This is a genomic window from Phaeobacter gallaeciensis DSM 26640 (assembly GCF_000511385.1).
Lineage (GTDB): Bacteria > Pseudomonadota > Alphaproteobacteria > Rhodobacterales > Rhodobacteraceae > Phaeobacter > Phaeobacter gallaeciensis.
This window is the reverse complement of the sequence record NC_023137.1, coordinates 1,476,396-1,501,917: the sequence shown is the minus strand read 5'-3', so window position 1 is coordinate 1,501,917 and position 25,522 is coordinate 1,476,396. Positions and strand designations below refer to the sequence as shown.

27 protein-coding genes are annotated in these 25,522 nt (G+C 60.9%); 8 read left to right on the top strand and 19 right to left on the bottom strand.

What is annotated here, in order from left to right; translation table 11 throughout:
* Window positions 1-27 precede the first annotated feature (27 nt).
* A complete protein-coding gene (locus GAL_RS07255) occupies window positions 28-255 on the top strand; it encodes a hypothetical protein (protein WP_024096937.1) in 228 nt (75 codons plus the stop codon).
* Between the two features lie 59 nt (window positions 256-314).
* Here GAL_RS07255 and GAL_RS07250 read toward each other — a convergent pair whose 3' ends face one another.
* Window positions 315-2,123, bottom strand: a complete 1,809-nt coding sequence (locus GAL_RS07250) for an ABCB family ABC transporter ATP-binding protein/permease (RefSeq protein WP_024096936.1) — start codon at window positions 2,121-2,123, stop codon at window positions 315-317.
* A gap of 135 nt (window positions 2,124-2,258) precedes the next feature.
* Window positions 2,259-3,992 (bottom strand): LysM peptidoglycan-binding domain-containing protein, encoded by a 1,734-nt coding sequence (locus GAL_RS07245; protein ID WP_024096935.1) that lies wholly within the window; start codon window positions 3,990-3,992, stop codon window positions 2,259-2,261.
* A gap of 165 nt (window positions 3,993-4,157) precedes the next feature.
* Here GAL_RS07245 and GAL_RS07240 point away from each other — a divergent pair, with 165 nt between their 5' ends.
* Window positions 4,158-4,700 (top strand): LOG family protein, encoded by a 543-nt coding sequence (locus GAL_RS07240; RefSeq protein ID WP_024096934.1) that lies wholly within the window; start codon window positions 4,158-4,160, stop codon window positions 4,698-4,700.
* 110 nt (window positions 4,701-4,810) lie between these two features.
* Here GAL_RS07240 and GAL_RS07235 read toward each other — a convergent pair whose 3' ends face one another.
* From GAL_RS07235 to GAL_RS07195, 9 genes are all read right to left on the bottom strand, one after another.
* Window positions 4,811-5,263: a host attachment family protein gene (locus GAL_RS07235; protein ID WP_024096933.1), complete on the bottom strand. Its 453-nt coding sequence runs from the start codon at window positions 5,261-5,263 to the stop codon at window positions 4,811-4,813.
* A complete protein-coding gene (locus GAL_RS07230) occupies window positions 5,263-5,463 on the bottom strand; it encodes a hypothetical protein (protein WP_024096932.1) in 201 nt (66 codons plus the stop codon). The genes GAL_RS07235 and GAL_RS07230 overlap by 1 nt, the downstream gene beginning before the upstream one ends.
* Window positions 5,464-5,604: 141 nt before the next feature.
* Window positions 5,605-6,204 carry a superoxide dismutase gene (locus tag GAL_RS07225; RefSeq protein ID WP_024096931.1) on the bottom strand — a complete coding sequence of 200 codons (600 nt, stop codon included), beginning with the start codon at window positions 6,202-6,204 and terminating at the stop codon, window positions 5,605-5,607.
* A gap of 175 nt (window positions 6,205-6,379) precedes the next feature.
* The gene (locus GAL_RS07220) at window positions 6,380-6,802 is read right to left on the bottom strand and encodes a hypothetical protein (RefSeq protein WP_024096930.1); all 423 of its coding nucleotides are present in this window, start codon (window positions 6,800-6,802) and stop codon (window positions 6,380-6,382) included.
* Window positions 6,803-6,912: 110 nt separating this feature from the next.
* Complete coding sequence (locus GAL_RS07215) at window positions 6,913-7,368, bottom strand: hypothetical protein (protein WP_024096929.1); 456 nt, start codon at window positions 7,366-7,368, stop codon at window positions 6,913-6,915.
* Window positions 7,369-7,545: 177 nt separating this feature from the next.
* Window positions 7,546-8,118, bottom strand: a complete 573-nt coding sequence (locus tag GAL_RS07210) for a sarcosine oxidase subunit gamma (protein ID WP_024096928.1) — start codon at window positions 8,116-8,118, stop codon at window positions 7,546-7,548.
* Window positions 8,111-11,143 carry a sarcosine oxidase subunit alpha family protein gene (locus tag GAL_RS07205; RefSeq protein ID WP_024096927.1) on the bottom strand — a complete coding sequence of 1,011 codons (3,033 nt, stop codon included), beginning with the start codon at window positions 11,141-11,143 and terminating at the stop codon, window positions 8,111-8,113. The genes GAL_RS07210 and GAL_RS07205 overlap by 8 nt, the downstream gene beginning before the upstream one ends.
* 58 nt (window positions 11,144-11,201) lie before the next feature.
* The gene (locus GAL_RS07200) at window positions 11,202-11,531 is read right to left on the bottom strand and encodes a sarcosine oxidase subunit delta (protein WP_024096926.1); all 330 of its coding nucleotides are present in this window, start codon (window positions 11,529-11,531) and stop codon (window positions 11,202-11,204) included.
* Window positions 11,532-11,616: 85 nt separating this feature from the next.
* The gene (locus GAL_RS07195) at window positions 11,617-12,861 is read right to left on the bottom strand and encodes a sarcosine oxidase subunit beta family protein (protein WP_024096925.1); all 1,245 of its coding nucleotides are present in this window, start codon (window positions 12,859-12,861) and stop codon (window positions 11,617-11,619) included.
* A gap of 232 nt (window positions 12,862-13,093) precedes the next feature.
* On the opposite strand from GAL_RS07195, the gene ccmI reads away from it, so the two are divergent.
* The 3 genes from ccmI to GAL_RS07180 are packed head-to-tail and all read left to right on the top strand — an operon-like array spanning window position 13,094 to window position 15,059.
* Window positions 13,094-14,350, top strand: a complete 1,257-nt coding sequence (ccmI, locus tag GAL_RS07190) for a c-type cytochrome biogenesis protein CcmI (RefSeq protein ID WP_024096924.1) — start codon at window positions 13,094-13,096, stop codon at window positions 14,348-14,350.
* Complete coding sequence (ruvX, locus tag GAL_RS07185) at window positions 14,347-14,820, top strand: Holliday junction resolvase RuvX (RefSeq protein WP_024096923.1); 474 nt, start codon at window positions 14,347-14,349, stop codon at window positions 14,818-14,820. Before ccmI ends, ruvX begins: the two co-directional genes overlap by 4 nt.
* 5 nt (window positions 14,821-14,825) lie before the next feature.
* Window positions 14,826-15,059, top strand: a complete 234-nt coding sequence (locus GAL_RS07180; RefSeq protein WP_024096922.1) for a DUF1289 domain-containing protein — start codon at window positions 14,826-14,828, stop codon at window positions 15,057-15,059.
* A 162-nt stretch (window positions 15,060-15,221) separates the two neighbouring features.
* Here the strand turns inward: GAL_RS07180 and GAL_RS07175 are convergent, their stop codons facing one another.
* The 4 genes from GAL_RS07175 to GAL_RS07160 all read right to left on the bottom strand — a co-directional run bounded on the left by GAL_RS07175 (window position 15,222) and on the right by GAL_RS07160 (window position 19,034).
* A complete protein-coding gene (locus GAL_RS07175) occupies window positions 15,222-16,016 on the bottom strand; it encodes a phytanoyl-CoA dioxygenase family protein (protein WP_024096921.1) in 795 nt (264 codons plus the stop codon).
* Window positions 16,017-16,035: 19 nt separating this feature from the next.
* Window positions 16,036-16,902, bottom strand: a complete 867-nt coding sequence (locus GAL_RS07170) for a sulfite exporter TauE/SafE family protein (RefSeq protein ID WP_024096920.1) — start codon at window positions 16,900-16,902, stop codon at window positions 16,036-16,038.
* Between the two features lie 211 nt (window positions 16,903-17,113).
* A complete protein-coding gene (gene dusA / locus GAL_RS07165) occupies window positions 17,114-18,139 on the bottom strand; it encodes a tRNA dihydrouridine(20/20a) synthase DusA (RefSeq protein WP_024096919.1) in 1,026 nt (341 codons plus the stop codon).
* A gap of 163 nt (window positions 18,140-18,302) precedes the next feature.
* Complete coding sequence (locus GAL_RS07160; RefSeq protein WP_040103984.1) at window positions 18,303-19,034, bottom strand: Crp/Fnr family transcriptional regulator; 732 nt, start codon at window positions 19,032-19,034, stop codon at window positions 18,303-18,305.
* An 89-nt stretch (window positions 19,035-19,123) separates the two neighbouring features.
* Between GAL_RS07160 and GAL_RS07155 the strand changes: the two genes are divergently transcribed.
* Complete coding sequence (locus tag GAL_RS07155; protein WP_024096917.1) at window positions 19,124-19,591, top strand: hypothetical protein; 468 nt, start codon at window positions 19,124-19,126, stop codon at window positions 19,589-19,591.
* 20 nt (window positions 19,592-19,611) lie between these two features.
* Complete coding sequence (locus GAL_RS22180; protein ID WP_014880317.1) at window positions 19,612-19,785, top strand: DUF1328 domain-containing protein; 174 nt, start codon at window positions 19,612-19,614, stop codon at window positions 19,783-19,785.
* 228 nt (window positions 19,786-20,013) lie between these two features.
* On the opposite strand, the gene GAL_RS07145 is transcribed toward GAL_RS22180, so the two are convergent.
* Both GAL_RS07145 and GAL_RS07140 read right to left on the bottom strand, forming a co-directional pair.
* Window positions 20,014-22,632, bottom strand: a complete 2,619-nt coding sequence (locus tag GAL_RS07145) for a hybrid sensor histidine kinase/response regulator (RefSeq protein WP_040104002.1) — start codon at window positions 22,630-22,632, stop codon at window positions 20,014-20,016.
* 50 nt (window positions 22,633-22,682) lie between these two features.
* Window positions 22,683-23,315, bottom strand: coding sequence for a molybdopterin-dependent oxidoreductase (locus GAL_RS07140; RefSeq protein ID WP_040103982.1), 633 nt, complete (start codon window positions 23,313-23,315; stop codon window positions 22,683-22,685).
* A gap of 263 nt (window positions 23,316-23,578) precedes the next feature.
* On the opposite strand from GAL_RS07140, the gene GAL_RS07135 reads away from it, so the two are divergent.
* Window positions 23,579-24,193, top strand: a complete 615-nt coding sequence (locus GAL_RS07135) for a response regulator transcription factor (protein ID WP_024096914.1) — start codon at window positions 23,579-23,581, stop codon at window positions 24,191-24,193.
* Between the two features lie 145 nt (window positions 24,194-24,338).
* On the opposite strand, the gene GAL_RS22175 is transcribed toward GAL_RS07135, so the two are convergent.
* Window positions 24,339-24,506, bottom strand: coding sequence for a DUF2474 domain-containing protein (locus tag GAL_RS22175; RefSeq protein ID WP_024096913.1), 168 nt, complete (start codon window positions 24,504-24,506; stop codon window positions 24,339-24,341).
* Window positions 24,506-25,510, bottom strand: a complete 1,005-nt coding sequence (gene cydB / locus GAL_RS07130) for a cytochrome d ubiquinol oxidase subunit II (RefSeq protein WP_024096912.1) — start codon at window positions 25,508-25,510, stop codon at window positions 24,506-24,508. The genes GAL_RS22175 and cydB overlap by 1 nt, the downstream gene beginning before the upstream one ends.
* Between the last annotated feature and the right edge of the window lie 12 nt (window positions 25,511-25,522).

The window sequence follows — 25,522 nt, the reverse complement described above, 5'->3', positions numbered from 1 at the left end:
ACCACCCCAACAGAGAGGATCCAGCCCATGCCCGATTTCAATGATATGTTCGAATTGACCATCGCCGATGTCGATCTGATCGAAGCCGCGCTGCAACGCACCCGAGACAGCTTGGCCGATGCCAACCAGCAAGCGCAGGGTATCGCCGGTCACAGCCGCGAGGACAGCCTGCGCCAGATCCACGATCTCTTGGGGCGGCTACACAATCAGAAGATCTTCTACAAACCTAAGGACGGGGTCTATGTCAGCGGCTAGCCATGCAGATGCAGGCGCCGTTGACGCAAACCCCGCAATGTTGAGTATTCAGAGCGTTCTCAGCCCGCGTCCTGATCCGACTGCTGGCGCTGCCACAGATGCGCGTAGCGCCCGTCCTTGGCCAGCAGATCCTCGTGGGTGCCCTGCTCGGCGATCTCACCCTGTTCCAGTACAATGATCTGGTCGGCCTCCGCCACCGTGCTCAGCCGATGCGCGATGGTGATCACCGTGCGCCCCTGCCCGGCCCGTGACAGCGCCTCCTTGATCTCCTGCTCGGTGTCGCTGTCCAGCGCCGATGTCGCCTCATCCAGCAGCAGGATGGGCGGGTTTTTCAGCAGTGTCCGGGCAATGCCCACCCGTTGCTTCTCACCGCCCGACAGCTTTAGCCCGCGCTCGCCGACCTGCGTCTCATACCCCTCGGGCAGCCGCATGATGAAGTCGTGGATCTGTGCATCGCGTGCCGCCTGTTCGACCTCCTGCTGGGTGGCGCCAGCGTGGCCATAGGCAATGTTGTAGCGGATGGTATCATTGAACAGCACGGTATCCTGCGGCACCACGCCAATCGCGGCGTGCAGGCTCTTTTGCGTGACCTCGCGCACGTCCTGCCCGTCGATGCGCAGCGCGCCGCGTGTCACATCATAAAACCGGAACAACAGCCGCCCAATGGTGGATTTGCCCGATCCGGTGGAGCCGACGATGGCCACCGTCTGCCCCGCCGCCACCTCAAAGCTCACGCCCTTCAGGATCTGGCGGTCGCTGTCATAGCCGAACTCCACATTATCCAGGCTGATCGCCCCGCCGTTGACCTGCAAGACCTTGGCGTTGTCGCGATCCTTCACATCCGGGTCCTGTTCGATCAGATCAAACATCTCGCCCATATCGACCAGGCTCTGCCTGATTTCCCGGTACACGGTCCCAAGGAAATTCAACGGCACGGTGATCTGGATCATATAGGCGTTCACCATGACAAAATCGCCCACCGTCAGATTGCCCTGCTGGACCCCGATTGCCGCCATCACCATCACCGCAACCAGACCGCCGGTGATCACCAGGCTCTGACCAAAGTTCAGGAATGCCAGCGAATAGGCCGTCTTCAGTGCTGCCTTGGCATAGGCCCGCATGGCGACATCATAGCGCTCGGTCTCGCGATCCTCGGCGCCGAAATATTTGACTGTCTCGTAGTTCAGCAGACTGTCGATCGCCTTCTGATTGGCATCGGTGTCCTGCTTGTTCATTTCGCGCCGCAGCGTCACCCGCCATTCGGTCACCGCGAAGGTGAACCAGACATAGAGCCCGACCGTCACCGCCACCACCACGAGATACCAAATGTCGAACATCACGGCGAGGATGATGGCGACCAGCGCCAGTTCCAGCACCAAGGGACCAATGGAAAACAGCAGGAAGCGCAGCAGGAATTCCACCCCCTTCACACCGCGTTCGATAATCCGGCTCAGCCCGCCAGTCTTGCGAGTGATGTGATAGCGCATCGACAGGCGGTGGATATGGCGAAAGGTCTCCAGCGCCAGACGCCGCAGGGCGCGCTGGCCAACCGGAGCAAACACCGCATCGCGCAGCTGCTGAAACCCAGTGGTCAGGATCCGGGCCATCCCGTAGGCCACCGTCAGCCCAACCGCCCCCAACGCCAGCGGCGGCACGCCCTCACCCGCCAGACTATCCACCGCACCTTTGTAAAGCATCGGCGTGTAAACCGCGACCAGCTTTGCCAAAATCAGCACAGCCAGCGCCGCCACAACACGGTATTTGACCCAGGCCTGCCCCTCGGGCCAAAGGTAGGGGAAAACACGGCGCAACGTGCGCAGACCGGAGCGGCGCTCCTCCTGCGCGGTTGTCATATCGCTGTCTGTCATCACATGTCCTTACTGCAAGACCTCTGACATAGGGGCCGCGTGGCAGTTTGACCAGCGCAGCCCCTATATCATGGCCCATCTTCTGGCTGAGAGGCGGCTCGGAATGCAGCCCCCTGGCGGGATCAGACCATGGCCTTACTGCACCGGGACTGAGAACACCTGACCCGGATAGATCAGATCCGGGTCCCGGATCGCCTGTCGGTTGGCATCAAACACCCGCACATAGAGCAGCCCGTCACCGTAGCGTTCCCGCGAAATTGCCCAGAGCGTATCGCCCTCCTGTACGGTCACCAATCGCACCAGCGGTTTCGCCCCGGTGGGGGCTGCGTCCGGTGTTGCGGGATCGGTGGCGGCAGTCTCGACCGGCGGTTGCAGCACCTCAGGCGCTTCCCGTTTAAACGGGGTTTCAAGACGGCTCAGCACCTTGCCCTCACCGTCCAACGCATCCAGCCGCAGCGCATAAATCCCCGGCGCCACATCCGGCAGGATCCCGGACCAGCGCCCTTCCTCATCCACCGGCAGATCCGCAACCGCCGCATTGTCCAGATAGGCGCGCACCACCGCATCGGAGCGCACCCGACCGCTTAGCACCACTGCGCCCTCCGCATCGTAGGAAATAGTATCCAGCGCCACGGCCTCCGGTGCCTCGGCCAGGCTCGGCGTCGGCGGCTGCACCAGCGTCACACCGCTGGCATCAGAACGCAGCACCGCCCTCTGCGCGGGCGCATCATCTGGCGCCTTCCCGGTCTCCGGTGTCTTATCCGACTGCGGTTCATCAACCTCGGCAACTTGCACAGGTCCCACATCCTGCGCCTCATCGCGGCTATCATCCCCGGCACTGACAGCCTGCGTTTCCGCCGCTGGTGTGTTGTCGGCGGCTGTCACGGTCTCGTCCAGCGTCACATCAGAGGCGTCACCCGCAGCCGCCGCGACGGCGGGGTCGTCAGTTTTGCTGCTCGCTTCGCCGACCTCCACAGTCGGCAGAGTTGGCGCATCCGCCGCTGCTTCGACAGCCTCAGCCAACTTGGGTGAGGCCACTGCAATATCACCGTCGCTGGCTTCCTGCGTTCCAGACAGCTTGATGTCCGTGTCGGCAGTACCACCAGCCGGACGATCTCCCTCAAGAGCCACCGCCGATGCGGCGTCTGCCGCCTGCTCGCCAGTCGCCTGCTCACTGGTTACAGCCTCGTCCGCCACCTGCTTCTCAGCAATCGGGGCTTCCGCCACCTCAACCTGAGCCACGGGGGCCAGAATAAACTGCGCATCCGAAGGCAGAACCGCCTCCCCCAGCACCGCCTCCAGCGAAAGCACCTGCGGGCGCGTCGAAGGGGCAACGGTGGTGAACAGCACAAAACTGCCATCGGAGGGCACCGTCAGCCGCTCTACCACAACCCCGTCCAGCAACAGCGATACGACTGCACCGGGCGTCGCCCGCCCCGCGACCATGCCGCTGCCGTCGGTCTCAAACCGCGCCAGATCCATCTGCGGCGCACTCAAGGACAGTCCATCATCCTTGTCCTGACTCGCATCCGTCGCCGCCTGCGCCGAGGTATCACCGTCGGCCACGTCCTCCGCAGCGTCCTCGCCAGCGGGCGCAGTGGCGTCCGTGCTGTCCGCCTCCGCAGTCACCGCGGGGGTCTGCACAACTGGGGCCTCCTCGGCCGGGACGAGCACCGCACGCGCGCCATCGGAGCTGGCCGAAGGCGAAATAACCGCGCTGTCCCCGGTGCCCGCAGTGCTGCGCGGCGCCTCTGTCTGCTCCGAGGCGCCCCATTGCAGGAAAATCACCCCGCCCAGCACCACGACCACCGCCGCAGCGCCGCCGATGGCGGTTGCGGACAGCCCGCCTTTGCCCGTTACATCCGTCATTATCTTCCTTCCCTTCCGACCGTCGACCACCCCTTCGCGAGGCCCCGTCGCTGTCGATCCTGCGGGATGTGCCCCCCGCTTGCTTGAGCCAGCCATTCAATGCCGCTATCAGGGACCAAAGGACGACTTATTTCGCCTCCGAACACAACAAAAAAGGTGACTGCCATGCGTATTCATTCCGTCTGTGTGTATTGTGGATCGCGCGACGGGATCCGCCCGGCCTACGCCGAGGCTGCCGAGGCGCTCGGAACCGGGCTTGCGGCCCAAGGCCAACGGCTGGTCTACGGCGCCGGTGATGTCGGTCTGATGGGCCGGGTGGCACGTGCGGCACAAGCCTCAGGCGGGCAGACCTTCGGCGTGATCCCCGAGCATCTGGTTCGTCGCGAGGTCGCCAAGACCGATCTTAACACCTATGTGGTCACTGAAACCATGCATGAGCGCAAGAAGGTGATGCTCTACAACGCTGATGCCGTAGTGGTGCTGCCCGGTGGCGCCGGTTCGCTGGACGAATTGTTCGAGGCGCTGACATGGCGCCAGCTGGAACTGCATGGAAAGCCGATCCTGATCCTAAATATTGATGGCTACTGGGATCCGCTGAAGGCCCTGGTGGAGCATGTGGTGGCGGAAGGGTTCGCCGGCACGGAAACCACAGAGGCGCTCACCTGGGTCAGCACTATTGAGGATGCGCTGGCAATCCTGCGCGACTGACGTTCAGATCCGGCAAGATCGCAGCACGGACCACTGCGAGACACGAAAAACGCGGCGCCTCACAGCACCGCGTTTTCTAAATTCATATTTCGTCGGTCGCTTGGCACCGGTCAGGCCGCCAGCTCCTGCTGCACGATCTTCTCAATCTCATCAATCGGGTGATTGGTCAGCGTCTTGGGAATTTCCGCCGTGACCAGATCCTGCACTTCCTTGTGCAGCTTGCCACGCAGATTGCCCAGAACCTGCGGCGAGGCCACCAGCACGATGTTCCCCAGCTTGCCCTTATGCGCCCGCTCATAAAGCAGATCGGCAATGTCATCGGCAAACCGTTCCTTGGCCAATTCATGCCAGTCGGTATCATCCAGCGCCGAGCGCTGGCCAGGGCCACCGTCATGCATTCGACCGGGCCGATTGGCGGATTGGTCAATGTCAGACGGGTTGTCCTGTTCTTCCTTGCGGCGCACCTCCAGATGCGGGTTCTGCGCATCGGTGGTGTTCTGCAGCAGCAATGCCTTTTCGCTGTCGGTCACCAGCACAAAGGTGCCGTGGTCAAGCTGTGCCATTATTGATCCTCCTGCTCATTGGATTTAGTCACCCGTGTCGCACCTGCCGGGCGTTCCATGGCGCGCTTTTCCTCATCCTCGGTCGCGACCTCGCGGGCCAGCCGACCCCCGGTGCGCCCGCCATGCGAAACACTGCCTTCAGCGCCAAGGGTCTCCTTGGTTTCCTGACGGCCATCTTGTGATCTGACGCGGTCTGCCATGTCGGTCCTCCATGTGTTGTGGGTTCACCAACACAACCGCTGAGCGTGGAGATTTGTTCCACTGGACCCCCTGATCACGGCACAAAAAAGGCCCCGTCCGATAGCGGACGAGGCCCAAATCTTAATGCTGCTGCACTGCGATCACATGCGCGATGCGACGTTTTCCCAGTTGACCAGATTGTCGAGGAAGTTGGTCAGATAAGCCGGACGCTTGTTGCGGAAATCGATGTAGTAGGAGTGCTCCCACACATCGCAGCCCAGCAGTGCGGTCTGGTTGAAGCACAGCGGGTTGACGCCGTTTTCGGTCTTGGTCACTTTCAGGCCACCATCGGTGTCCTTGACCAGCCATGCCCAGCCAGAGCCGAACTGACCCGCACCTGCGGCGGAGAACTGCGATTTGAACTCATCAACAGAGCCGAAGCTGTCGATCAGCGCCTTTTCCAGCTCACCCGGCATCTTGCTTTCGCCCGGCCCCATCATCTCCCAGAACTGGTTATGGTTCCACAGCTGGGAGATGTTGTTGAAAATGCCGCTCTGGGCGACGGCACCCGCGTCATAGGTGCCCTTGATGATCTCTTCCATGGACTTGCCGTCCCACTCGGTACCCGCGATCAGCTTGTTGCCGTTGTCGACATAAGCCTTGTGGTGCAGGTCGTGGTGATATTCCAGCGTTTCGGCGGACATGCCTTTGGATGCAAGCGCGTCATGGGCGTAAGGAAGATCGGGAAGTTCAAAAGCCATCTGGGCCCCCTGTAGTATCTGTTGCGTTTCTAGGCAGATACATGCGGCTGGTGTCCCCTTTGGTCAAGACCAAGCCGGGGAAACACCAAAAAATATCCGCGGCATTTTGCAAAACACCGCTGCCTGAGACCCTGCTACACGACCCGCGAAGCTGCGCCATTGGCGCGCCTTCACGTCAGTTCAGCTTGATGTCACTGCGCTTGCAAGGGCCGCTGCCAGAGGGACGATTATCTGCGCCATGCACACGGGCAGAAATCGACAACTTCATACGCGGCTCGTCCATAGTCGCGGAATATGTGACTTTTGTTGATCCTTGGCTCGAACCCAGGTTGTTCAGGGTCCACTTCAACTTCAATCGCTGCTTGGAGCGCTGATCATAAGGCACAATCATCGGGGTTTTCTGACGACTGGCGATAATGCCATCCATCACGCCGCTGACTTTTTCGTCGTGGTCTACAAAAACAAGAACGCGCGACGCGATCCAGCCGTGTCTCTCATAAGACTGAATGGTGCAATCATAGGTCACTGGCGCGGCCAAGGCAGGTGCTGCAGCAAACAGGGTGCCGAGGACGGCGGCGGTTTTGATCAGTGTTTTCATTGGTAAAGCCTGTGCTCTCTTCTGGACGCATACTAAATCAGGCACTCGCCTGACAGTTGCACACCAGATTGTCAACGGCTGTCGTTACGGCGCAGTCGCGACATCATCAGCTAACTGGTCACCTGGACACATTGCCCGATCCCGCGTGGCGGCTTTGCCCCGCTATCAAGGGAGATCACCTGCACTGAAAGCTTCTTGTTCTGGGTGTTGAACACGGCGCGATAATGGGTCTTCACCGCCTCGGCCCCATTGCCGACCGAGGCACTGACCACCGTCCAGCTGACCCGATAAGACACATCACTTATGCGGAAAAAACCTGCCTTCAGCGGGCGCCCGGACAGAGCGCTGACATTGCCGGAATGCACCACTTCGGCGGTCCATTCATCATGAAAATGAAGGCTGATCTGTGGTGGGATCCAGCCCCGGCCAGACAGCGATGTCACGGCGCAGGTATACATGCCATCCAATGCCATCGCTGGGGTCGCCAAACCGCTACCGAGTGCAAGCCCGGCCACAAGACCAAACCGCCGCGCGATTGGTAGCAAAAGGTCAGCAACCTTGGGCATATCATCTCCCCACCAGTTAAGACAGCGTGGCAAACCACTCTGTACATAATAACTCCCGATTTGGCGGTGATAGCGAATCAAGGTTGGCAACGGACCAACAAAACCAAATAAAAAGTGCCCCCGGAAATCCAGGGACACTGTAGCTGGGCGTAAAACTCGCTACAAGGCTAAATTGCCTTAACCAGTTAACACGCCTACCTTAGATTGTGGATGTGCAGCTGCAGATAACAAGTTGTAGACATATCCGGCGACGGAACGGAAGCAGACGATGTGAAATGATCCATCATGGTCCAGCCAGAAGGCCGCAGCCACCTGCGCCATGCGGGTCCGGCGGAACTGACCGGGTTTGAAAGCCTCAACCGACATATCCACCGGGCAGATTTTGGCCAAGACCTCGCGGGCATCCTCACCAGAGAGGCGGAACACGCCGCGTGCATCAGAGACGTTCACTGCGAGCGCATGCTCACCTTTCAGCGCCTCTGACAGCTCGGCGACTTTCGCCTCAACCTCTGCATAGGGCACCAGCAACAGCAGCTCATCCGGCGACATCCAGGCGACACCGCCCGCATCGGACAGCGACACCTGACCGCTGGCTGGAACATCCGCCCCTGCGGCGGCTTTAACCGCCGCCTTTAGGGTGTCAGATGCCAGATCGCCGCGCAGGGTGATCATCCCCTGCAGCCCACTGTCCTCGATCTGCGCCAGACCGGAGAACTTCGCACCATTCATTGCGCTGACAGGATCAGACATTCTGCTTTTCCCCTTCCTTGTCGTAAAAGACCTGATCAACGATCTTGGCCTTGTAGATTGTCCCGTCGGTTCCGGGGAATTCGATGATCTCCCCCATCCGCTTGGGACCATGCTTGACCAGACCCATGGCAATGCCACGGCCCAAGTTTGAGGAGTAGTAGGTCGAGGTCACGCGACCGATGGTGTTTTTCTGGCCATTGGCATTAACCCCATTGCCCACCGCATAGGCGCCATCCGGCAGGACCGAGCCATCGGTGGTTTCCAGACCCACCAGCTGCCAGCGATCGGGATCGGCCATATGGCTGCGGGTATGCGCCCGCTTGCCGAGGAAGTCCTCTTTCTTCTTCGACAGCGCCCAGTTCAAGCCCAGATCCTGCGGAATAACCGTTCCGTCGGTTTCATCGCCGATCATGATGAAGCCCTTTTCGGCCCGCAGGATGTGCAGACATTCGGTGCCATAAGGCATCACACCGAATTCCTTGCCCGCCTCCATCAAGGCGGTCCAGAACGCCTGCCCGTCCGAGGCCGCAACCGCGATCTCATAGGACAGCTCACCGGAGAAGGAGATCCGGTAGGCCCGCGCCTTGAAGCCGCCAATCTCCCCGTCACGCCATTCCATGAAGGGCAGTGCCTCCTTGGACAGATCCATGCCGCCGCCCGCTTTCTCGTTCAGCTCCTCCAGTACCTTGCGGGCATTGGGGCCAACCACGGCAACCTGCGCCAGCTGTTCGGTCACATTGGCAACATAGACTTTCCAGTCCCACCATTCGGTCTGGAGCCATTCTTCCATATGACCATGGATCCGCTCGGCACCGCCGGTGGTGGTGTGGCAGAGCCAGGTATCCTCATCAATGCGCGCAACCACGCCATCATCGATCAGGAACCCGTTCTCCGAACACATCAGACCGTAGCGGCATTTGCCGACCTTCAGCGTCGACATCATGTTGGTGTACATCATGTCGAGGAACTTGCCCGCATCGGGACCTTTCACGATCAGCTTACCCAGGGTCGAGGCATCCAACAGGCCGAGGTTCTCGCGGGTGTTCTTCACCTCGCGGTTCACCGCGTCATGCAGGCCCTCGCCGGAGCGGACGTAGGCGAAGGGACGGCGCCATTGGCCCACCGGCTCCCAATCCGCACCATTGCTGTCGTGCCAGTCATACATTGGCGTCTTGCGCAGCGGCTGAAAGATCTCACCGCGCGCCTCACCGCCAATCGCCCCCATCGAAATCGGGTGATAGGGCGGACGGAAGGTGGTGGTGCCCACCTGCGGAATCTCAGAACCAAGCGCATCAGCAAGGATCGCCAAGCCGTTGATATTGGAGAGCTTCCCCTGATCGGTCGCCATGCCCAGCGTGGTGTAACGCTTGGTATGCTCGACGCTTTCGAAACCTTCGCGCGCCGCCAGCTGCACGTCTGAGACCTTGACGTCGTTCTGATAGTCCAGCCAAGTCTTCATGCGCAGCTTGATGTCGGCCTTGGCAGGCATCAGCCACACCGGCTCCATCGCCTTCTCTACCGGCGCCTCTCCGACCGGAGCGGCAGCCGCTTTGACCTTGCGGCCAGCAGCCTTCGCCGCCGCCTCACCTGCGGCCTGCGCATCGCTCAGCGCGCCGCCCAGATCAGCGGCACCATTGGCAGCACCCGCAGCGATGACAAACCCATTGCCATCCGCACCAAGCGGCGGACGCGAGGCATCGGGACGGAAATTCGCATGGGCCTGATCCCAGACCAGCTTGCCACCGCAATGGGACCACAGGTGCACAACCGGCGACCAGCCACCGGACATCGCCACCGCATCGGCCTCGACCTCCTCCTGCGCGCCACCTTCGCCGTTCTGGGCGCAGATCGCCACGGATGTGACGCGCTTGCCGCCTTTCACTTTGGCAATGGCCCGGCCACATTCAACACGAATGCCCAGCTGACGGACCTCTTCCATCAAAGCACCACCGCCGCTGTCGCGAGCGTCCAGCACGCGGACCACCTCAACACCCGCGCCATGCAGCGCAATTGCGGTGCGATAGGCGTCGTCATTGTTGGTGGCGACCACGACCTTCTGGCCCGGGGTCACCCCCCAGTTCACCGCATAATCACGCATGGAGGCCGCCAGCATCACGCCCGGAACATCATTCCCGGCAAAGGACAGCGGCCGTTCGATGGCACCGGTTGCCGTGACAATCTGGCTCGCCCGGATCCGCCACAGACGGTGGCGCGGACCACCCTGCCCCGGCGCATGATCGGTCAGACGCTCATACCCCAGCGCGTAGCCGTGGTCATAAACGCCTGCGCCCATGCAGCGGTCGCGCAGGGTGACATTCTCCATGGCGTGCAGCTCGGCGAGGGTTTTCTCAACCCAGGCATCTGGCTCCATCCCATCAATGGTGCCGCCATCAACCGGCGCACGCCCACCCCAATGGTTGTTCTGCTCGATCAGCAGCACCTTGGCACCGGAGCTGGCCGCCGCCTTGGCCGCCTGAAGACCGGCCACACCGCCACCAATCACCAGTACATCCACGAAATAATAGAAATGCTCGTAGGTGTCGGCGTCCTTCAACTCCTTGTCCGGCGCCTTGCCCAGACCGGCAGAGTGACGGATGATCGGCTCATAGACATGTTTCCACAAGGGGCGCGGGTGGATGAACATCTTGTAATAGAAACCCGCAGGCAGGAACCGGGCCAGCGCGTTATTGGCGACCCCGACGTCAAACTCAAGGCTCGGCCAGTGGTTCTGCGACTGCGCCGACAGGCCCGAGAACAGCTCGGTCGTGGTGGCGCGCTGGTTCGGCTCAAAACGATCACCCGTCCCCAGCCCGACAAGGGCGTTGGGCTCTTCGGGACCAGCTGCCACCAGACCACGCGGACGGTGATATTTGAACGAGCGGCCAACCATCATCTGGTCATTGGCCAACAGGGCAGACGCCAGTGTGTCGCCTGCATAGCCCTTCATCCGCTTGCCGTTGAAGGTGAATTCGATCTGTTTGGACCGGTCGATCAACCGGCCGTTTTTGGCAAGGCGCGTGCTCATGTGGCGGACCTTTCGCAAGAGAGGGCGACGAAAAGGGGGATAACGTTCAGAGAGGCGATCATTTCAGATCCCGCCATGTCCAACCGGGACGCTTGGCCGAGACCGCGTCAAGGATCTCCTGCGGCGGCTCCGTGGTCTGTGCAGAATAGGTGCCAAAGACCTCAAGCGTGGTGGTGCAGCGCGCAGCATGGAACCACTTGCCGCAGCCATTGGCGTGACGCCAGCGTTCAAAATGCACCCCCTTGGGGTTTTCGCGCATGAACAGATAGTCATGAAACTCTTCATCTGACGAACCGGGGCCAAAACGCTTCAGATGCGCCTCGCCACCTGCGGCCAGTTCGGTTTCTTCGGCTTTGACGCCGCAATACGGGCATTCAAGGATCAGCATTGTGCGGACCTCTCCAACTGGGGGCCAAGGATTTTCGAAGATCCTCGGCAAAATTCTTCCAAGAATTTTGCGACGGTGCGCGGCATCAGTGTGCCACACCCGCTGCGACGCTCTCGTCGATGAATTTGCCTTCTTTGAAGCGCATCATCGAAAACTCTTCGGCCAACGGCGAATGACCTGTGGCCATCAGTTCCGCCATCGCCCAGCCGGAGCCCGGGATCGCCTTGAAGCCACCGGTACCCCAGCCTGCGTTGACAAAGATATTGCCAACCGGCGTCTTGGAGATCAGCGGTGAACGGTCGCCCGTTACATCCACGATCCCGCCCCACTGGCGCAGCATCTTCAGACGGCTGACCATCGGGAAGGTCTCATTGAGGGCGCGCACGGTTTCCTCGATATGATGGAAGGATCCGCGCTGGGTGTAGTTGTTGAACCCGTCGGTGCCGCCGCCGATGACCATCTCGCCCTTGTCGGACTGGGACATGTAACCATGTACGGTGTTGGCCATCACAACCACATCCATGCAGGGTTTGATCGGCTCAGACACCAGCGCCTGCAGCGCCACGCTTTCCACCGGCAGACGGAAACCGGCCATTTCGGAGAGATGCGAACAATTGCCCGCAACCACCATGCCCAGCTTGTCGCAGTCGATGGCCCCCTTGGTGGTGTCCACACCGACGACACGGCCGTTTTCATTGCGCACACCGGTGACTTCGCACTGCTGGATGATGTCCATGCCCATGTTGGAACAGGCCCGCGCATAGCCCCAGGCCACCGCATCATGGCGCGCGGTACCACCGCGTTCCTGCCAGAGCCCGCCCAGAACCGGATAGCGCGGCCCTTCGAGGTTGATGATCGGCACCAGTTCCTTCACCCGCGCAGGCTCGATCCATTCGGTCTGCACCCCTTGCAGCGCATTGGCATGGGCGGTGCGCTTGTAGCCGCGCACCTCATGCTCAGTCTGCGCCAGCATGATCACGCCCCGCGGGCTGAACATCACGTTGTAGTTGATGTCCTGGCTCATCGTCTCATAGAGCGAACGCGACTTCTCATAGATCGCCGCCGAGGGATCCTGAAGGTAGTTGGAGCGGATGATGGTGGTGTTGCGCCCGGTATTGCCGCCCCCCAGCCAGCCCTTTTCCAGAACCGCGACATTGGTGATGCCATAGTTCTTTCCAAGGAAATAAGCCGTGGCCAGACCATGGCCACCGGCCCCGACGATGATCACATCATAGTGGCGTTTGGGTTCGGGAGAGCGCCAGGCGCGTTCCCATCCGGTGTGGTAGCGCAGCGCCTCACGCGCGACAGCAAAGGCAGAATAACGTTTCATGGGCGAATCCGTGGTTCGAGACTGTTAACGGGTATGCACCACAGACAAGGCTGACCTGCGCCGTTTATCGTCGCAATCATGCATGGTTGCGACATCAGGCAGCAAAGACACCACAGGCTCAACGCACCATTTGCATCCTCATCACCATCTGCCGGGACAGCGCGCCGCAGCCGTTTGGCCTTTTTTCTGACCCCAGACCGCTATACATGGGATTGAAACTGCGGGAGCCCCCATGACCTTCTGGATCGTTATCAGCCTCATCACGCTGGCCACCGCCACGCTGCTGTCCCTCGTGCTGCTGCGCGGACGCGACAGCGGCGAGCCGGCCGCCGCCTATGACCTGCAGGTCTATCGCCAGCAATTGCGCGATGTGGACAAGGATCTGGCGCGCGGGGTTCTGCAGGCCAGCGATGCCGAGCGTATCCGAACCGAAATCTCCCGCCGCATCCTAAGCGCCGACGCTCAGGTCCAGGCCGCCGCCAGCGGCCACACCCAGCCCCGCGCCCTGACCAGTGCTGCGGCCATCGCGCTGATCGGACTGGTCTGCGGCGGCACCTACTTGCTCTATGCCAATCTCGGCGCGCCGGGTTACAGCGACCTTGGCCTGCAACTGCGCATCGACGCCGCCGCGGAACGCGCGGCCACCCGCCCCACCCAGGCTGAGGCGGAGGCCGACGCACCGGAACGCCCCACCCGCGTGGTAGAACCGGGCTACGCCACACTGGTTGATCAGCTGCGCGACACGGCCAGCAAACGCGTTAACGACGCGCAGGGTCAAGCACTGCTGGCCCAGCATGAGGCCAACCTCGGCAATTTCGCCGCCGCTGCCAAAGCCAAGGCAAACTACATCCGCATCATGTCCGGCGATGTTGAGGCCCGCGATTTCGGCGAGCTGGCAGAGCTGCAGATCATGGCCGCAGGCGGCTATGTCTCCCCGGAGGCAGAAGACGCCCTGCGCACCACCCTGACACTTGACCGCTTCGATGGCGGTGCGCGCTACTACTGGGGGCTGATGATGGCCCAGATCGGCCGCCCTGATGTCGCCTATGAGGTCTGGAGCGAAACCCTCGCCATGGGACCGGAAGGCGCGCCATGGGTCACCGCCATCACTGCCCAGATTGAGGATATCGCCTATCGCGCCGGTGTTGAGTACACACCGATCACCCCCGGCAGCGTGCCTGCACCGGGCCGCGCCCCCGCCGCCCCTGCTGCAGGTCCCAGCGCCGATGATATCGCCGCCGCGGAAGACATGAGCGTTGAAGACCGCCAACAGATGATCCGTGGCATGGTTGAGGGCCTCTCGGACCGGCTGGCCACCACAGGTGGCACGCCGCAGGAATGGGCGCGGCTGATCGGCGCCCTCACGGTGCTGAACCAGACCGAGCGCGCGCAAGCCATCTATGCCGAGGCGCAAGAGGTCTTCGCCGAGGTGCCCGAGGCCCTCGCCACCATCACCGCCGCCGCCAAACAGGCAGGACTATCCCAATGATCTACGACGACTTTGAAACCTTTGCGGCGGCCGTCCCGAATTTCACTCCGATTGCCGGGCTGGATTTTGGCGATAAGACCGTGGGCGTCGCCATTTCGGACCGGATGGGCACCGTCGCCACCCCGCTCGAAACCATCCGGCGCAAGAAATTCACGCTGGATGCAGAACGCCTCTTCGAAATCGTCAAAGCCCGTGAGGTCGGAGCACTGTTGTTGGGCTTGCCCCGCAATATGGATGGCACCGAAGGACCGCGCTGTCAGAAAACCCGCGCCTTTGCCCGCAATCTTACCAAGCTGACAGAGCTGCCAATCGGCTTTTGGGACGAACGCTTAAGCACGGTTGCCGCCGAAAGAGCGCTTTTGGAGGCGGATACGAGCAGAAAACGTCGCGCAGAGGTGATCGATCACGTCGCCGCTTCGTATATCCTGCAAGGGGCGCTCGACCGGATGCGCCATATCAAGGCAGGATAAAGCTGATGAGCGACGAGGTCTGGAAACGTGACGAGGTGCAATCGCCCTGCATCCAAATCTGTGTCGTCCACCCGGAAGCGCGGATCTGCACCGGTTGCTATCGTTCCATTGATGAGATCACCCGCTGGTCCAAAATGAGCAACGCCGAACGCGCCGAGCTGCTGGAGACCCTGCCCGACCGTGCCAAGGAGCTGACCAAGCGCCGCGGCGGCCGCAACGCCCGCCTAAACCGCAGCTAACGCGGCGCGCGGCAACTGTTGCGCGGCAACGGACAGCGGGCTGACAACGCACAGTATTCTGCCACCGAAAGCCGCGCGCAGCTCGGTAACCTTTTGAAAATCATGCGGAACAACCCCTGACCTATTGTTTCGCACGCGAAACATTTCGGCAGGGTTACTGACCTAAGACAACCAACCCCGCGACGGATCTGTCCAATCCGCCATCTCAGGTCGGAAATAGGCGATCATGCGGCCTTCTTCAGGTGCGCTGGCGCCCTCTGCCCAGGGCGCAACACCGTGCAGACATAGCCGGTGCATCAGATAGGCCTCCCCCGGTTTTGCCGACACCGTGACACGCGGACAGATCTCGAACACCTGCTTGCGGGCGGCCGTATAGGCGTCGGTCACATCGACCTCGCCCCATTGCTCCGATGGGATGCCGTCGAACACCGGTGCAAAGGCACGGCGCATGATCACATGACTGCCCTCCCAGATCACCAGAGGTGAGGCATCGGGACTGCTGTCGTTCAACGGCAGGCCGAGGACCCAGGCATGCGGTTCCTCCACCCGGCGGCGACGGGCATCGCCGAACATCTTCACCCCATCGACATGGGCCGCATCCCGTTTGATCCGGTAGCGCAAAGCCGCCTCATCCTCTCCCGGACGGGGCCGAGGATATCCGGGAAAGACCGAAGACACCTGCCCGCGATGCAGATCCGGCAGCCCCCCAAGATGCCAGTTGATAAAATCGATGGCTGGCCCCGCCAGTGCCGGACCAGCGGGCAATTGACCACGCGCATCATTGGGCAGCGCATCTACCCCAATGAACCAGGTCCCCTCGCATTGCAGCCAGTCGGCATTCGCCGGATCCGCTAACGCCTGAACGCCTGCCTGATGCGCATATCGCGCCCAGGCCAAGGTCGCTGCATCGGCGGGAAAGTGACACCATCCTCGCGTTAAGAAATCCTGCCAGATCATTGCGAAACCTCAACAAAAATCAAAAACCGAGCGACTTTCGCAGCATGTTCAGCGCCACCAGGATCAGAAACACCGCAAACACGCGCTTCAATGGTTTCGGATCCATCGCATGGGCCTGTTTCACCCCCCAAGGGGCGGTGATCAGCGTCATCGCAATCACCACCACAAAGGCGACCAGATTGACCGCCCCAACGGTGAGCGGCGGGCGCACCGATGCCTCAACAGGCAGGAACAGAAACCCGATCACCGAGGGCACCGCGATGATCACGCCAAAGCCCGCCGCCGTCGCCACCGCGCGGTGAATCGGCGTTGCATGCAGGCTCATCAGTGGCACGCCGAAACTGCCCCCGCCAATGCCCATCAGCACCGACAGAAACCCCACCATCGGCGACAGAACCATGCGCCGTGCGCCCTTTGGCATCTCCTGTCCCAGCCGCCAGTCTGCGCGCCCAAAAGCCATGTAAAGCCCGATCACCAACGCCAGCACGCCAAACAGCGCCTGCAATGTGGTGGAGCGCAGCGAGGATGCCACCGTGACGCCGATGATGGCGCCGATGGCAATCCCCGGTCCCCAGCCGCGCAGGATCTCCCAATCCACCGCACCCTTCTTATTGTGACTCATCACCGAGCGCAGGGAGGTCACAATGATCGTCGCAAGCGAGGTCGCCAGACACATCTGCATCAGCTGATCACCGCCATAGCCAAGCGTCTGGAAGACATAGAAAAACGCAGGCACCAGAACGATGCCGCCACCAACCCCCAGCAGGCCCGCCAGAACACCGGCAACCGCGCCGGTCACGATCAGCAGGCCGGCCATCTGCGCCAGTACGGCAGGCTCCGGCAGCAGGGCGGCGGTGGTCACAAGACTGGTGGTCAGGGCTGACATTGGCGGCTCTCCTCAGTGGCGGTCGGCATTCCGGCCCGACGTGGATCCATCGTGAAGGACGGTGCGGGCGAAAGTCCGATCTCTCCCCTACAGGGTGAGCGCAAATTTGTCTCAGGATTTCTTGCGGGTCAGCCGATTGCAGCAGTGACCCGTGGTCGCAGGGTCTCGCAGACATGGTGCTTGATCAGCCCACATTCAGGCCTCTGCCGGATCAGGCAGCGATCCCCGTCACCTGCTCCAGCGCGGTTTCCACCAGTCGCGTATCCGCCCCCGGCCGACTTGCGCCCTCTGACAACACCCGCCGCCAGTTGCGCGCACCGGGCCGCCCTGCAAACAGCCCCAGCATATGCCGGGTGATCTGATGCAACCGTGCGCCCTCAGCCATCTGGTTGTCGATATATTCCAACATCTGCCCCACCACGGCCACCGGATCCGAAGCTTGCCCCGTTCCGTAGATCAGTAGATCCGCCTGTGACAGGATATCGCTGGGCTGGTGATAGGCCGCGCGACCAATCATGATACCATCAAGGCCCCGTTCCAGATGCGGCAGCGCCTCATCCAGCGTCGCCACGCCGCCGTTGAGCGAGATATGAAGCTGCGGGAAATCCCCCTTCATCTGATGCACCAGATCATAATCCAGGGGCGGGATGTCGCGGTTTTCCTTGGGGCTGAGCCCTTTCAACCAAGCCTTACGCGCATGGATCGTGACCCGTTCACAACCTGCGGCCAGGATGCGCTCCAGAAAGACGGGCAACACGTCCTGCGGGTCCTGATCATCGACGCCGATGCGGCACTTCACGGTGACCTCGACATCAACCTTCGCCCGCATGACGGCGACACATTCTGCCACCAGATCCGGCGATTTCATCAGCACCGCGCCGAAGGCGCCGGACTGTACCCGGTCACTGGGGCAGCCACAGTTCAGATTGATCTCATCATAGCCCGCCTCCGCCCCCAAACGCGCCGCCTCAGCCAGCTCGACCGGATCCGATCCCCCGAGCTGCAGCGCGACAGGATGCTCCTGCGCGGAATGATCCAGCAAATGCAGCGCGCCCCCCCGCACCAAAGCAGGCGCCGTTACCATTTCCGTATAAAGCAACGCTTCTTTGCTCAGCAGTCGGTGCAGATAGCGGCAATGACGATCGGTCCAATCCATCATGGGGGCAACTGACAGGCGTGCCGCGTGGCGAATGGCGCTGGCGGGCAGCGGAGATGAGGCGTTGGTCTGATCGGTCATGTCAGGGTTCTTTTCGTCAAGGGTCGTCTTAACTGGAGATGTCTCGTCGGGGATTGATCTCAATGATCAGCGCAACAGGCAGTTTCTGCGCCCATACCATCAAATCCCGCGGGATATCCAGCACCCTTCCCAAAACGCAGACAGCAATACGACAGACCTGCAATCAGATCAAAGGACGGCGTTCCGGGTTTTCAAGATCGATCAATGCCCGCTCCGCGAGGGTGTTCAGATCGGTGATGGACAGAAGACCGTTCTGCCATTCAGCCAACCCCTCCTCACGCAGTGCTCTCAGCCGTTTATTGGTATGCACCAGCGACAGCCCAAGTGCATCCGCCAGATCCTGCTGGCGATAGGCCAGTGGCACCGTGTGCCCCTCCTCCAGTCCGACCGCGCGCAGCCGCAGGTAGATCCGCACCAAAGCCCAGGCAATGCGCTGCGAGGCATCGCGTTGTCCCAGGGATGCAATCGTCTCCCCCAGAAAATGCTCCTCCACAGCGGCAATCCAGGTCAGATCATAGGCGCGCGCGGGATTTTGTTCGAACAGACGAAAAATCTCAGACCGGCGAAACACGCAGAGGGTCATGCTGGTTGTCGCCTCGACCGAGTGCTTCATCTCGCCCATAAGGCCGGCCTGCAGGCCTATGAAATCGCCGGGAAAGATGAAGTTGATGACTTGCCTGCGCCCATTTTCCAGCGTGGTGTAACGGGTGCCCATCCCCTTGAGGACCGTATAGACCTGCGGACTGTTTGAGCCTTCCAGCAAAATGGTTGTCCCGGGATCGACCACCAATTCACCGGTCTTGAACCCTTGGGTGAAGGTCAACTCTTCCTTGCTCATCGGAGTGAAGATGTCGCGGCTTCGCAGCGGGCAGTCCTGGCAGTCGGTGGTCAACAATGCAGAATCCCCTTCGGTGGTATGTCACAGATTAATGCAAGCCTAGCCCAGTTCGGCACAATATGCACGAAACGAAAGGCCACTCCCCTATGCAAGACAATCCGCCGGTCCCCTCGACCGCAGCCAAGGGCGCTATCTATGTTATTGCGTCAAAAGACTATTTAACCACCTGCGATATCTCCGACACGATTCATGAGCTTCACACCGATGCGCAGGTGATCTGCCATCTGTCGATTGAGGCAGCGATTGCCGACATCTGTCGCCAGGACACTATTGCGGTGGTGTTTGCCGAGGCCGGGATCGCGCTAGTGGACCAACTGAAGCTGGATCAAATCGTACTGGCACGTGATGGCAAACTGGTATTGATGGGCACTGCCGCAGAGGCTGAACTGGAGGCTGCAGAGATCGGTTCTTATCCTTGGCCAGTGCTGTGTCGCCCGTTTTCTGCTGCGGTGATCAAAGCTTGGCTACCGCCGCAACATACTGCACCGAAAGCAACAGCCGGGAACAATTCGGCCCCTGACGCGTTACCTCTGCATCTACGCATTGTGGACTAACCTTTTGAAGGAGAGAGAAAATGCTTGGTTGGGCACTTACATTTCTGGTCGTCGCACTGATCGCGGGCCTGCTTGGTTTCGGTGGTATCGCGGGAGCTTCGGCTGGTATCGCAAAAATCCTGTTCATCATTTTCCTTGTCCTCTTTGTGGTGGCCATGGTCATGCGCGCGCTGAAGGGAAAACCGCCAGTGTAACTCGCGGCGCATCCTAATGTCAGATTGAGATACTGGCCCGTTATCGGCTCCCTATCGGGGCCGTGGCGGGCCATCGTTTTTTACTGCGTTTGCAGAAGCCAGTTCGCGGGCTGGCGCGCCTTCGTTTCATTGGCATCCGCCACCGCAATTGGGCGGGGCGCTGTTGCGCGCCAAGCCGAGCTCTTTCCTCTCTGTAGTAGGTCCGTTGAGGATCAGCCCACCAAAGGCTTAGCCTACGGCCTTTCCCGGAAGCGCTGCCGAAATCTCGCCGCTGACCAGTTCCCACTCACTCACAAGGGCCATTAAGTCCGGCATCTCTTCCGCCTCGATATGTTCGATGGTCAGGAGCGCCTCTCTCAATTCAGTGAACCCAAGCACGGCAGCCGATCCAGCCAGCCGGTGAGCCTCCTGCCGCTGCGCAGCATCCAGCGTTTGTGCTTTGCGCAGATCGCTGAGAAACTGATCAACTTCCTCCCGATACCCGGCAAGAAACTGCGCGCCGCGTTCGGCCCCAAGGGCTTGAAAAAACTGTGTGATATCTGACCCCTGATCCGTGAAACCCACATCCGTCTGCCCTGGTGCTGCGGCAACTCCCTGCTCTCGCTTTGCGGCTGCTATCGACGCAGCGGGCACATCGCCGCCTTCTCGGTCGCGGCTGACCCAGCGCGATATCACATCAGCAAGCGTTGCTTTGCTAACCGGTTTGGTCACCACTTCGGCCAGCCCGGCGTCACGTATCCTCGCATGATCACGCGCGGCCACATGCGCGGTGAGTGCGACGATCTGCGTGCCATCTGCCAAATGCTGCTCGCGAATTTGGCGGGTGGCCTCAATCCCGTCTACCTCCGGCATGCTGATATCCATGAAAATAAGATCAAAGCGTTCGGCGCGCGCAGCGGCGACACCCTCAGCCCCGCCAGAGGCCAGCACCACCTGATGACCAAGATTGGTCAGCATCCGCTCCACCAGAAGCCGGTTGATTTCGTTATCCTCGACCACAAGGATCCGCACCGACGTGTCCTCAGACCGACTGATGTCCGCGCTTTGCTGCGGCCCCGGGGCGTGCGACGCGGTCAGCATCGGCGTCGGCTCGGCGGGTGCCGCATCGACCGTCCCCCCGGCATGGGAGGCCGGCAGTGGCAACGAGATGGTGAAGAGGCTCCCCTCCCCAAGCTCGCTTTCGCAGGAGATGTCGCCGCCAAGCGCCTCAACGATACGACGTGTGATCGCCAGACCGAGCCCGGTGCCCTCGCTGCTGCGCGCGTAACTCGCATCAAGGCGAATGAAATCCTCAAAAATCCGGTCCAGATCACGTTCGGCAATACCAGCACCGGTATCCGCGATGCTGATCTCGACCGTATCGCCCTTTCCGAGGCGCTGCACATCGACCGACACCGCCCCATCGGTGGTGAATTGCAATGCGTTCTCGATCAGGTTGACCAATATCTTCTTCAGCGCAACCGGGCGCCCGAGCACATCTCCACTGGCGCCAAGATTGCAATGCAGACTGAGATCATTGCGACCATGGCGCGCAACGCTCTGATGTGTGTCGATCAGTTCCTGCACCAGATCGCGTAGGTTAAAAATGCGCTGATGTTCATAGTCGACGCCCGTTTCCAACTGCGACAACTGCAGGACATCATCGACATGGGCCATCAATCTGTCGCCGGAAGTGCGGATCGCCGACAGATAGCCGCGCTGATCCGCCGACAGGGGGGTGGCGTCCAGCAACTCAACCGCGCCAAGGACACCGGTCAGAGGTGTTCGCATCTCGTGGCTCATCACGGTGAGAAGATCTGCCTTTGCCCGCTCGCCTGCCAGCGCCTCATCGCGGGTGCGGGTCAATTCTTCCTCAGCGGCGATCCGGTCTGAGATATCGCGCAGATAACTGACAAAAACGGTTTCTTCGGCTGATTGGCTGGCCATGATCGACAGCTCCACCGGGAAGATCTCACCCGATTTGCGCTTGGCCTCCAATTGCACACGGCCCTGGCCGATGACTTTAGCTGTCCCACCCGCACGATAGGCCTGCATACCCTGCTCATGCGCATCGCGCAGATGGTCAGGAACAATCAGTTCCGCCATATCGGCGCCGGTCGCCTCCCCTTTTGAATAGCCAAAAATCGTCTCCGCCGCGCCGTTCACTTCCTGAATGCGGCCATCGTCGCCAACAACCAGGATAGCATCCAGAGAGGAGGTGATCATGGCGCGCATCCTCGCAACCGCGAAGCGGGTGCGTTCGGCCAAACGTTTGCCGCGCTGATAGAGCCGCCCCATCATCAGCGCGGTTAGCGCCAGCGCCACGCAGAGCGCCAGCACAACCCACGCCAGCCGGGACAGGATCGCAAAGAGGTTGAGGCGTTTTTCCTCTGTCGTGCGCGCATGTTCAGCAAGCCCCGCAAGCGCAAGCACCCGCAAATCATCGCGGTTTGCCCGCAGGATCTCGCCGACCTGCGGAAGGCCGAACAGCAACGCCTCATCCGGGCCGTCGATATAAGTGATTAACGTATCGATCCGCGCCACGATCCGTTGCAGGATGTGGGCGTTTTCCGGGGCCTCGCGCACGGATTTGAAAGTCTGGCTTTCGCGAATGGTGGCGACGCGACTGTAGAGAATATCGAATTCGCGGCGGACCTGCGACAAATCCTGCGCATCGCGCGCTGACAGGACTACATTTTCCAGCTTCAGCTGTTCAATTTCGGCCTGAGACAGGGTCCACTGCAGGCTGTCGGTTGCGGCGGTAGAGAGGACCTCAAGGCGCACCAGCACCTCGCGCCCCAGTCGAACAGACTGCACCGCGAGCAAGGCAAGAACCAAGCCCACGGTGATCAGGACGCTGCGCGACACCAAAGGGTTCTCCCTGAGCCGCACCTATGAAGGGCCTCTGTTTGTGCCGGTCATTGGCCTACTGTGATCTCCTCAAGCTGCCAAATGCTGCGGGAATAAACCGCCTCTGTGCGATATGTAGGATCGCTATCATAAGGGTAGACAATCCACAAAGGCCCCTTGTCGCGCACCGACATGGACGACCCATTGCGCTCATAGGCGACCATCGGACCTCCGTTGGTGGCGTCAGAGACGGGAATTTCGACGGCGTAATCATTGATCGCCCGGGCCACCACGACACCGGACTGCCCCTCGGCGACGCCAACATGGGCCAGAAGTGCGGATAGGCTCACCCCAGTGAAAGCCTGCTCTCCCGAAGTCCAGATAGTCCGGGTATCAAATTGCGCCACCGGCAGGTTGCGCAGCTCCTCCATGGAAAATTCATGCCGCTGCATGTCACCGCCATCGGCAGGTTTGATGGCCACCGTCAGTACGGGCGCACCCGATTGAGATGCCTGTGCTGCGCCGGACGGCAGGCTGCAAAGCAGTGTAACAGCTGCGAACAGCGCCGCGATGTGAAGGTGCCAGTGTTTCATAGCGTCAATCCTTTTGCCCGTGCGTCCCAGCGGATAAGGGTGGTGTCCCAACCGTGATGCACATCTCTGATCTGGTTCCAACCTGTCACAAACCGCCGCGCCGGGCATCTGTTCCTGCGGATAGAGTGCTATTCTTTGGTATAGGATTCGTAACCAGAACTGCGATTTTTTGCCACCAGAGGTCGATTTCACGTGCGGTTGCGCCCGTAAAAGGGCAAAATGGCCCATGGCGTCGGGATCCACAGCGCTGCCCAAACCATTGCCGGACCCGCAGCCAAAGGCCACTCTGGCCCAGATCCAGTGCGATTGACATTTTATCAACCAAATTACGGTTACCCTAACACCCAAGTCGGTACTTAGCAGGAGCTCACATGCGTATTCTTTTGGCGGACGATCACGACATGGTTCGCGAAACAATATCCGCCTATCTGAAGTCAGAAGGCGGCGCTGCCGTGACCTCAACCATCGATCTGCCCGGCGCGCTGAGCGAGATTGAAGAGAACGGGCCTTATGATCTGGTTCTGCTGGATTACAACATGCCCGGCATGCAGGGGCTGACCGGGTTAGGCACCGCGCTGAAGGCCAATGGTGGCAAGGGCGTTGCGATCATCTCCGGCAGTGCGCCCAGCCGCACCGCGCAGGAGGCGTTGGATGCCGGGGCTATCGGCTTCATCCCGAAAACCATGGGTGCGCAGTCGCTTCTGAATGCCGTGCGGTTCATGAGCGCCGGGGAAATATATGTCCCGGTTGAGCTGATGCGCAAGGAGGCAGAGGCGCCTGCCCACCCGCTCGCCGATAAGCTGAGCCCACGCGAGATAGAGGTGCTGGACGGGTTGTGCCGCGGCCTGTCGAACAAGGAAATCGCCCGCGAGCTGGAGTTGCAGGAGGTCACGATCAAGCTGCATGTCCGCACGCTCTGCCGCAAGCTTGAGGCCAAGAACCGCACCCAAGCCGCGCTGACCGCGAAGGAAGCGGGCCTCTTCTAAACCGCCAGCCGGCGTCTACCATATCTGGTAGGAGTGGCTTCAATCATGAATGCGCACCCAGCCCGTGACTGAGTGCGCTTTCTTAGTCCTGAATATACTGTCCGGCGCGGATGATGGGCGTATAAACCCGCTCCGGTTGCCGAGATCAGGGAACCACCGCCCAGCGGATGACATAGGCCACGCAGCCGAGAATTGCGACGCTGGCAATCCAGATCGCCGCGAACCACAAGAGCCGACCAACAGGGCGCCGCGCACCCGGTTCGGGCTGTGGGGCTTGGCGCGCAGGAGAGGGTTCCGCGGGCTTTCCCTGCATCAATGGTAGCCCTCCTCCGGGTTGATTTTGCCGCGAAACACCCAATAGGCATAAGCGGTATAGCCCAGGATCAGTGGCACCAGCACCGCTGCGCCAGCCAATGTGAACATCAGGCTTTCATCCGGCGCGGCAGCCTCCGCGATGGTCAGGCCCGGTGGTACGATGAACGGGTAGAAACTGATACCGATCCCGATGAAGCTGAGGACAAACAGGCCAAGTGCTGCGAGGAATGGCTGCGCATCCCGCGTGCCCTTCAGCCCCTGAAACAGCGCGTAACTGCACAGCGCGACCAGTCCAGGCACCAGTAGGCTGAACAGGCTACCGGGCAGGTTAAACCAGCGGCGGAAATACTCCGGATCCTGAAACGGTGTCAGCAGGCTGACCAGAGCGATCGCAGCCAGCGTTCCGGCACCAAGCCAGCGGGCATAGCCGCGCATCTGGTGCTGCAACTCACCCACGGTCTTCATATTGAGCCAAGTCGCGCCCAACAGCGCATATCCCATCAGCACAGCCAGCCCGGTGAGGACCGAGAACGGCGTCAGCCAGTCCCACCAACCACCTGCATAGGCGCGGCCTTCGATCTCGATTCCCTGCACCAACGCGCCCAGCGCGATGCCCTGCATGGTGGCGGCCACCACGGAACCGCCGAAGAACGCGCTGTCCCAGACGCCGCGCCAGCGGGTGGTGCGCCAGCGGTATTCAAAGGCTACCCCACGAAACACCAGCGCCAGCAGCATCAGGGTGATGGGCATATAGAGCGCGGGCATGATCACCGCATAGGCAAGTGGAAAGACCGCAAACAACCCGCCGCCGCCGAGCACCAGCCAGGTCTCATTGCCGTCCCAAACCGGCGCAATGGAGTTCATCATGGTGGCACGGTCACGCTCAGAGGTGGCAAAGGGGAACAGGATGCCGACACCAAGGTCGAAACCATCAAGGACAACATAGGTCAGCACCGCAAAGGCGATGATCCCGGCCCAGATGAAGGATAGTTCAAACAACATAGTAAGGACCTC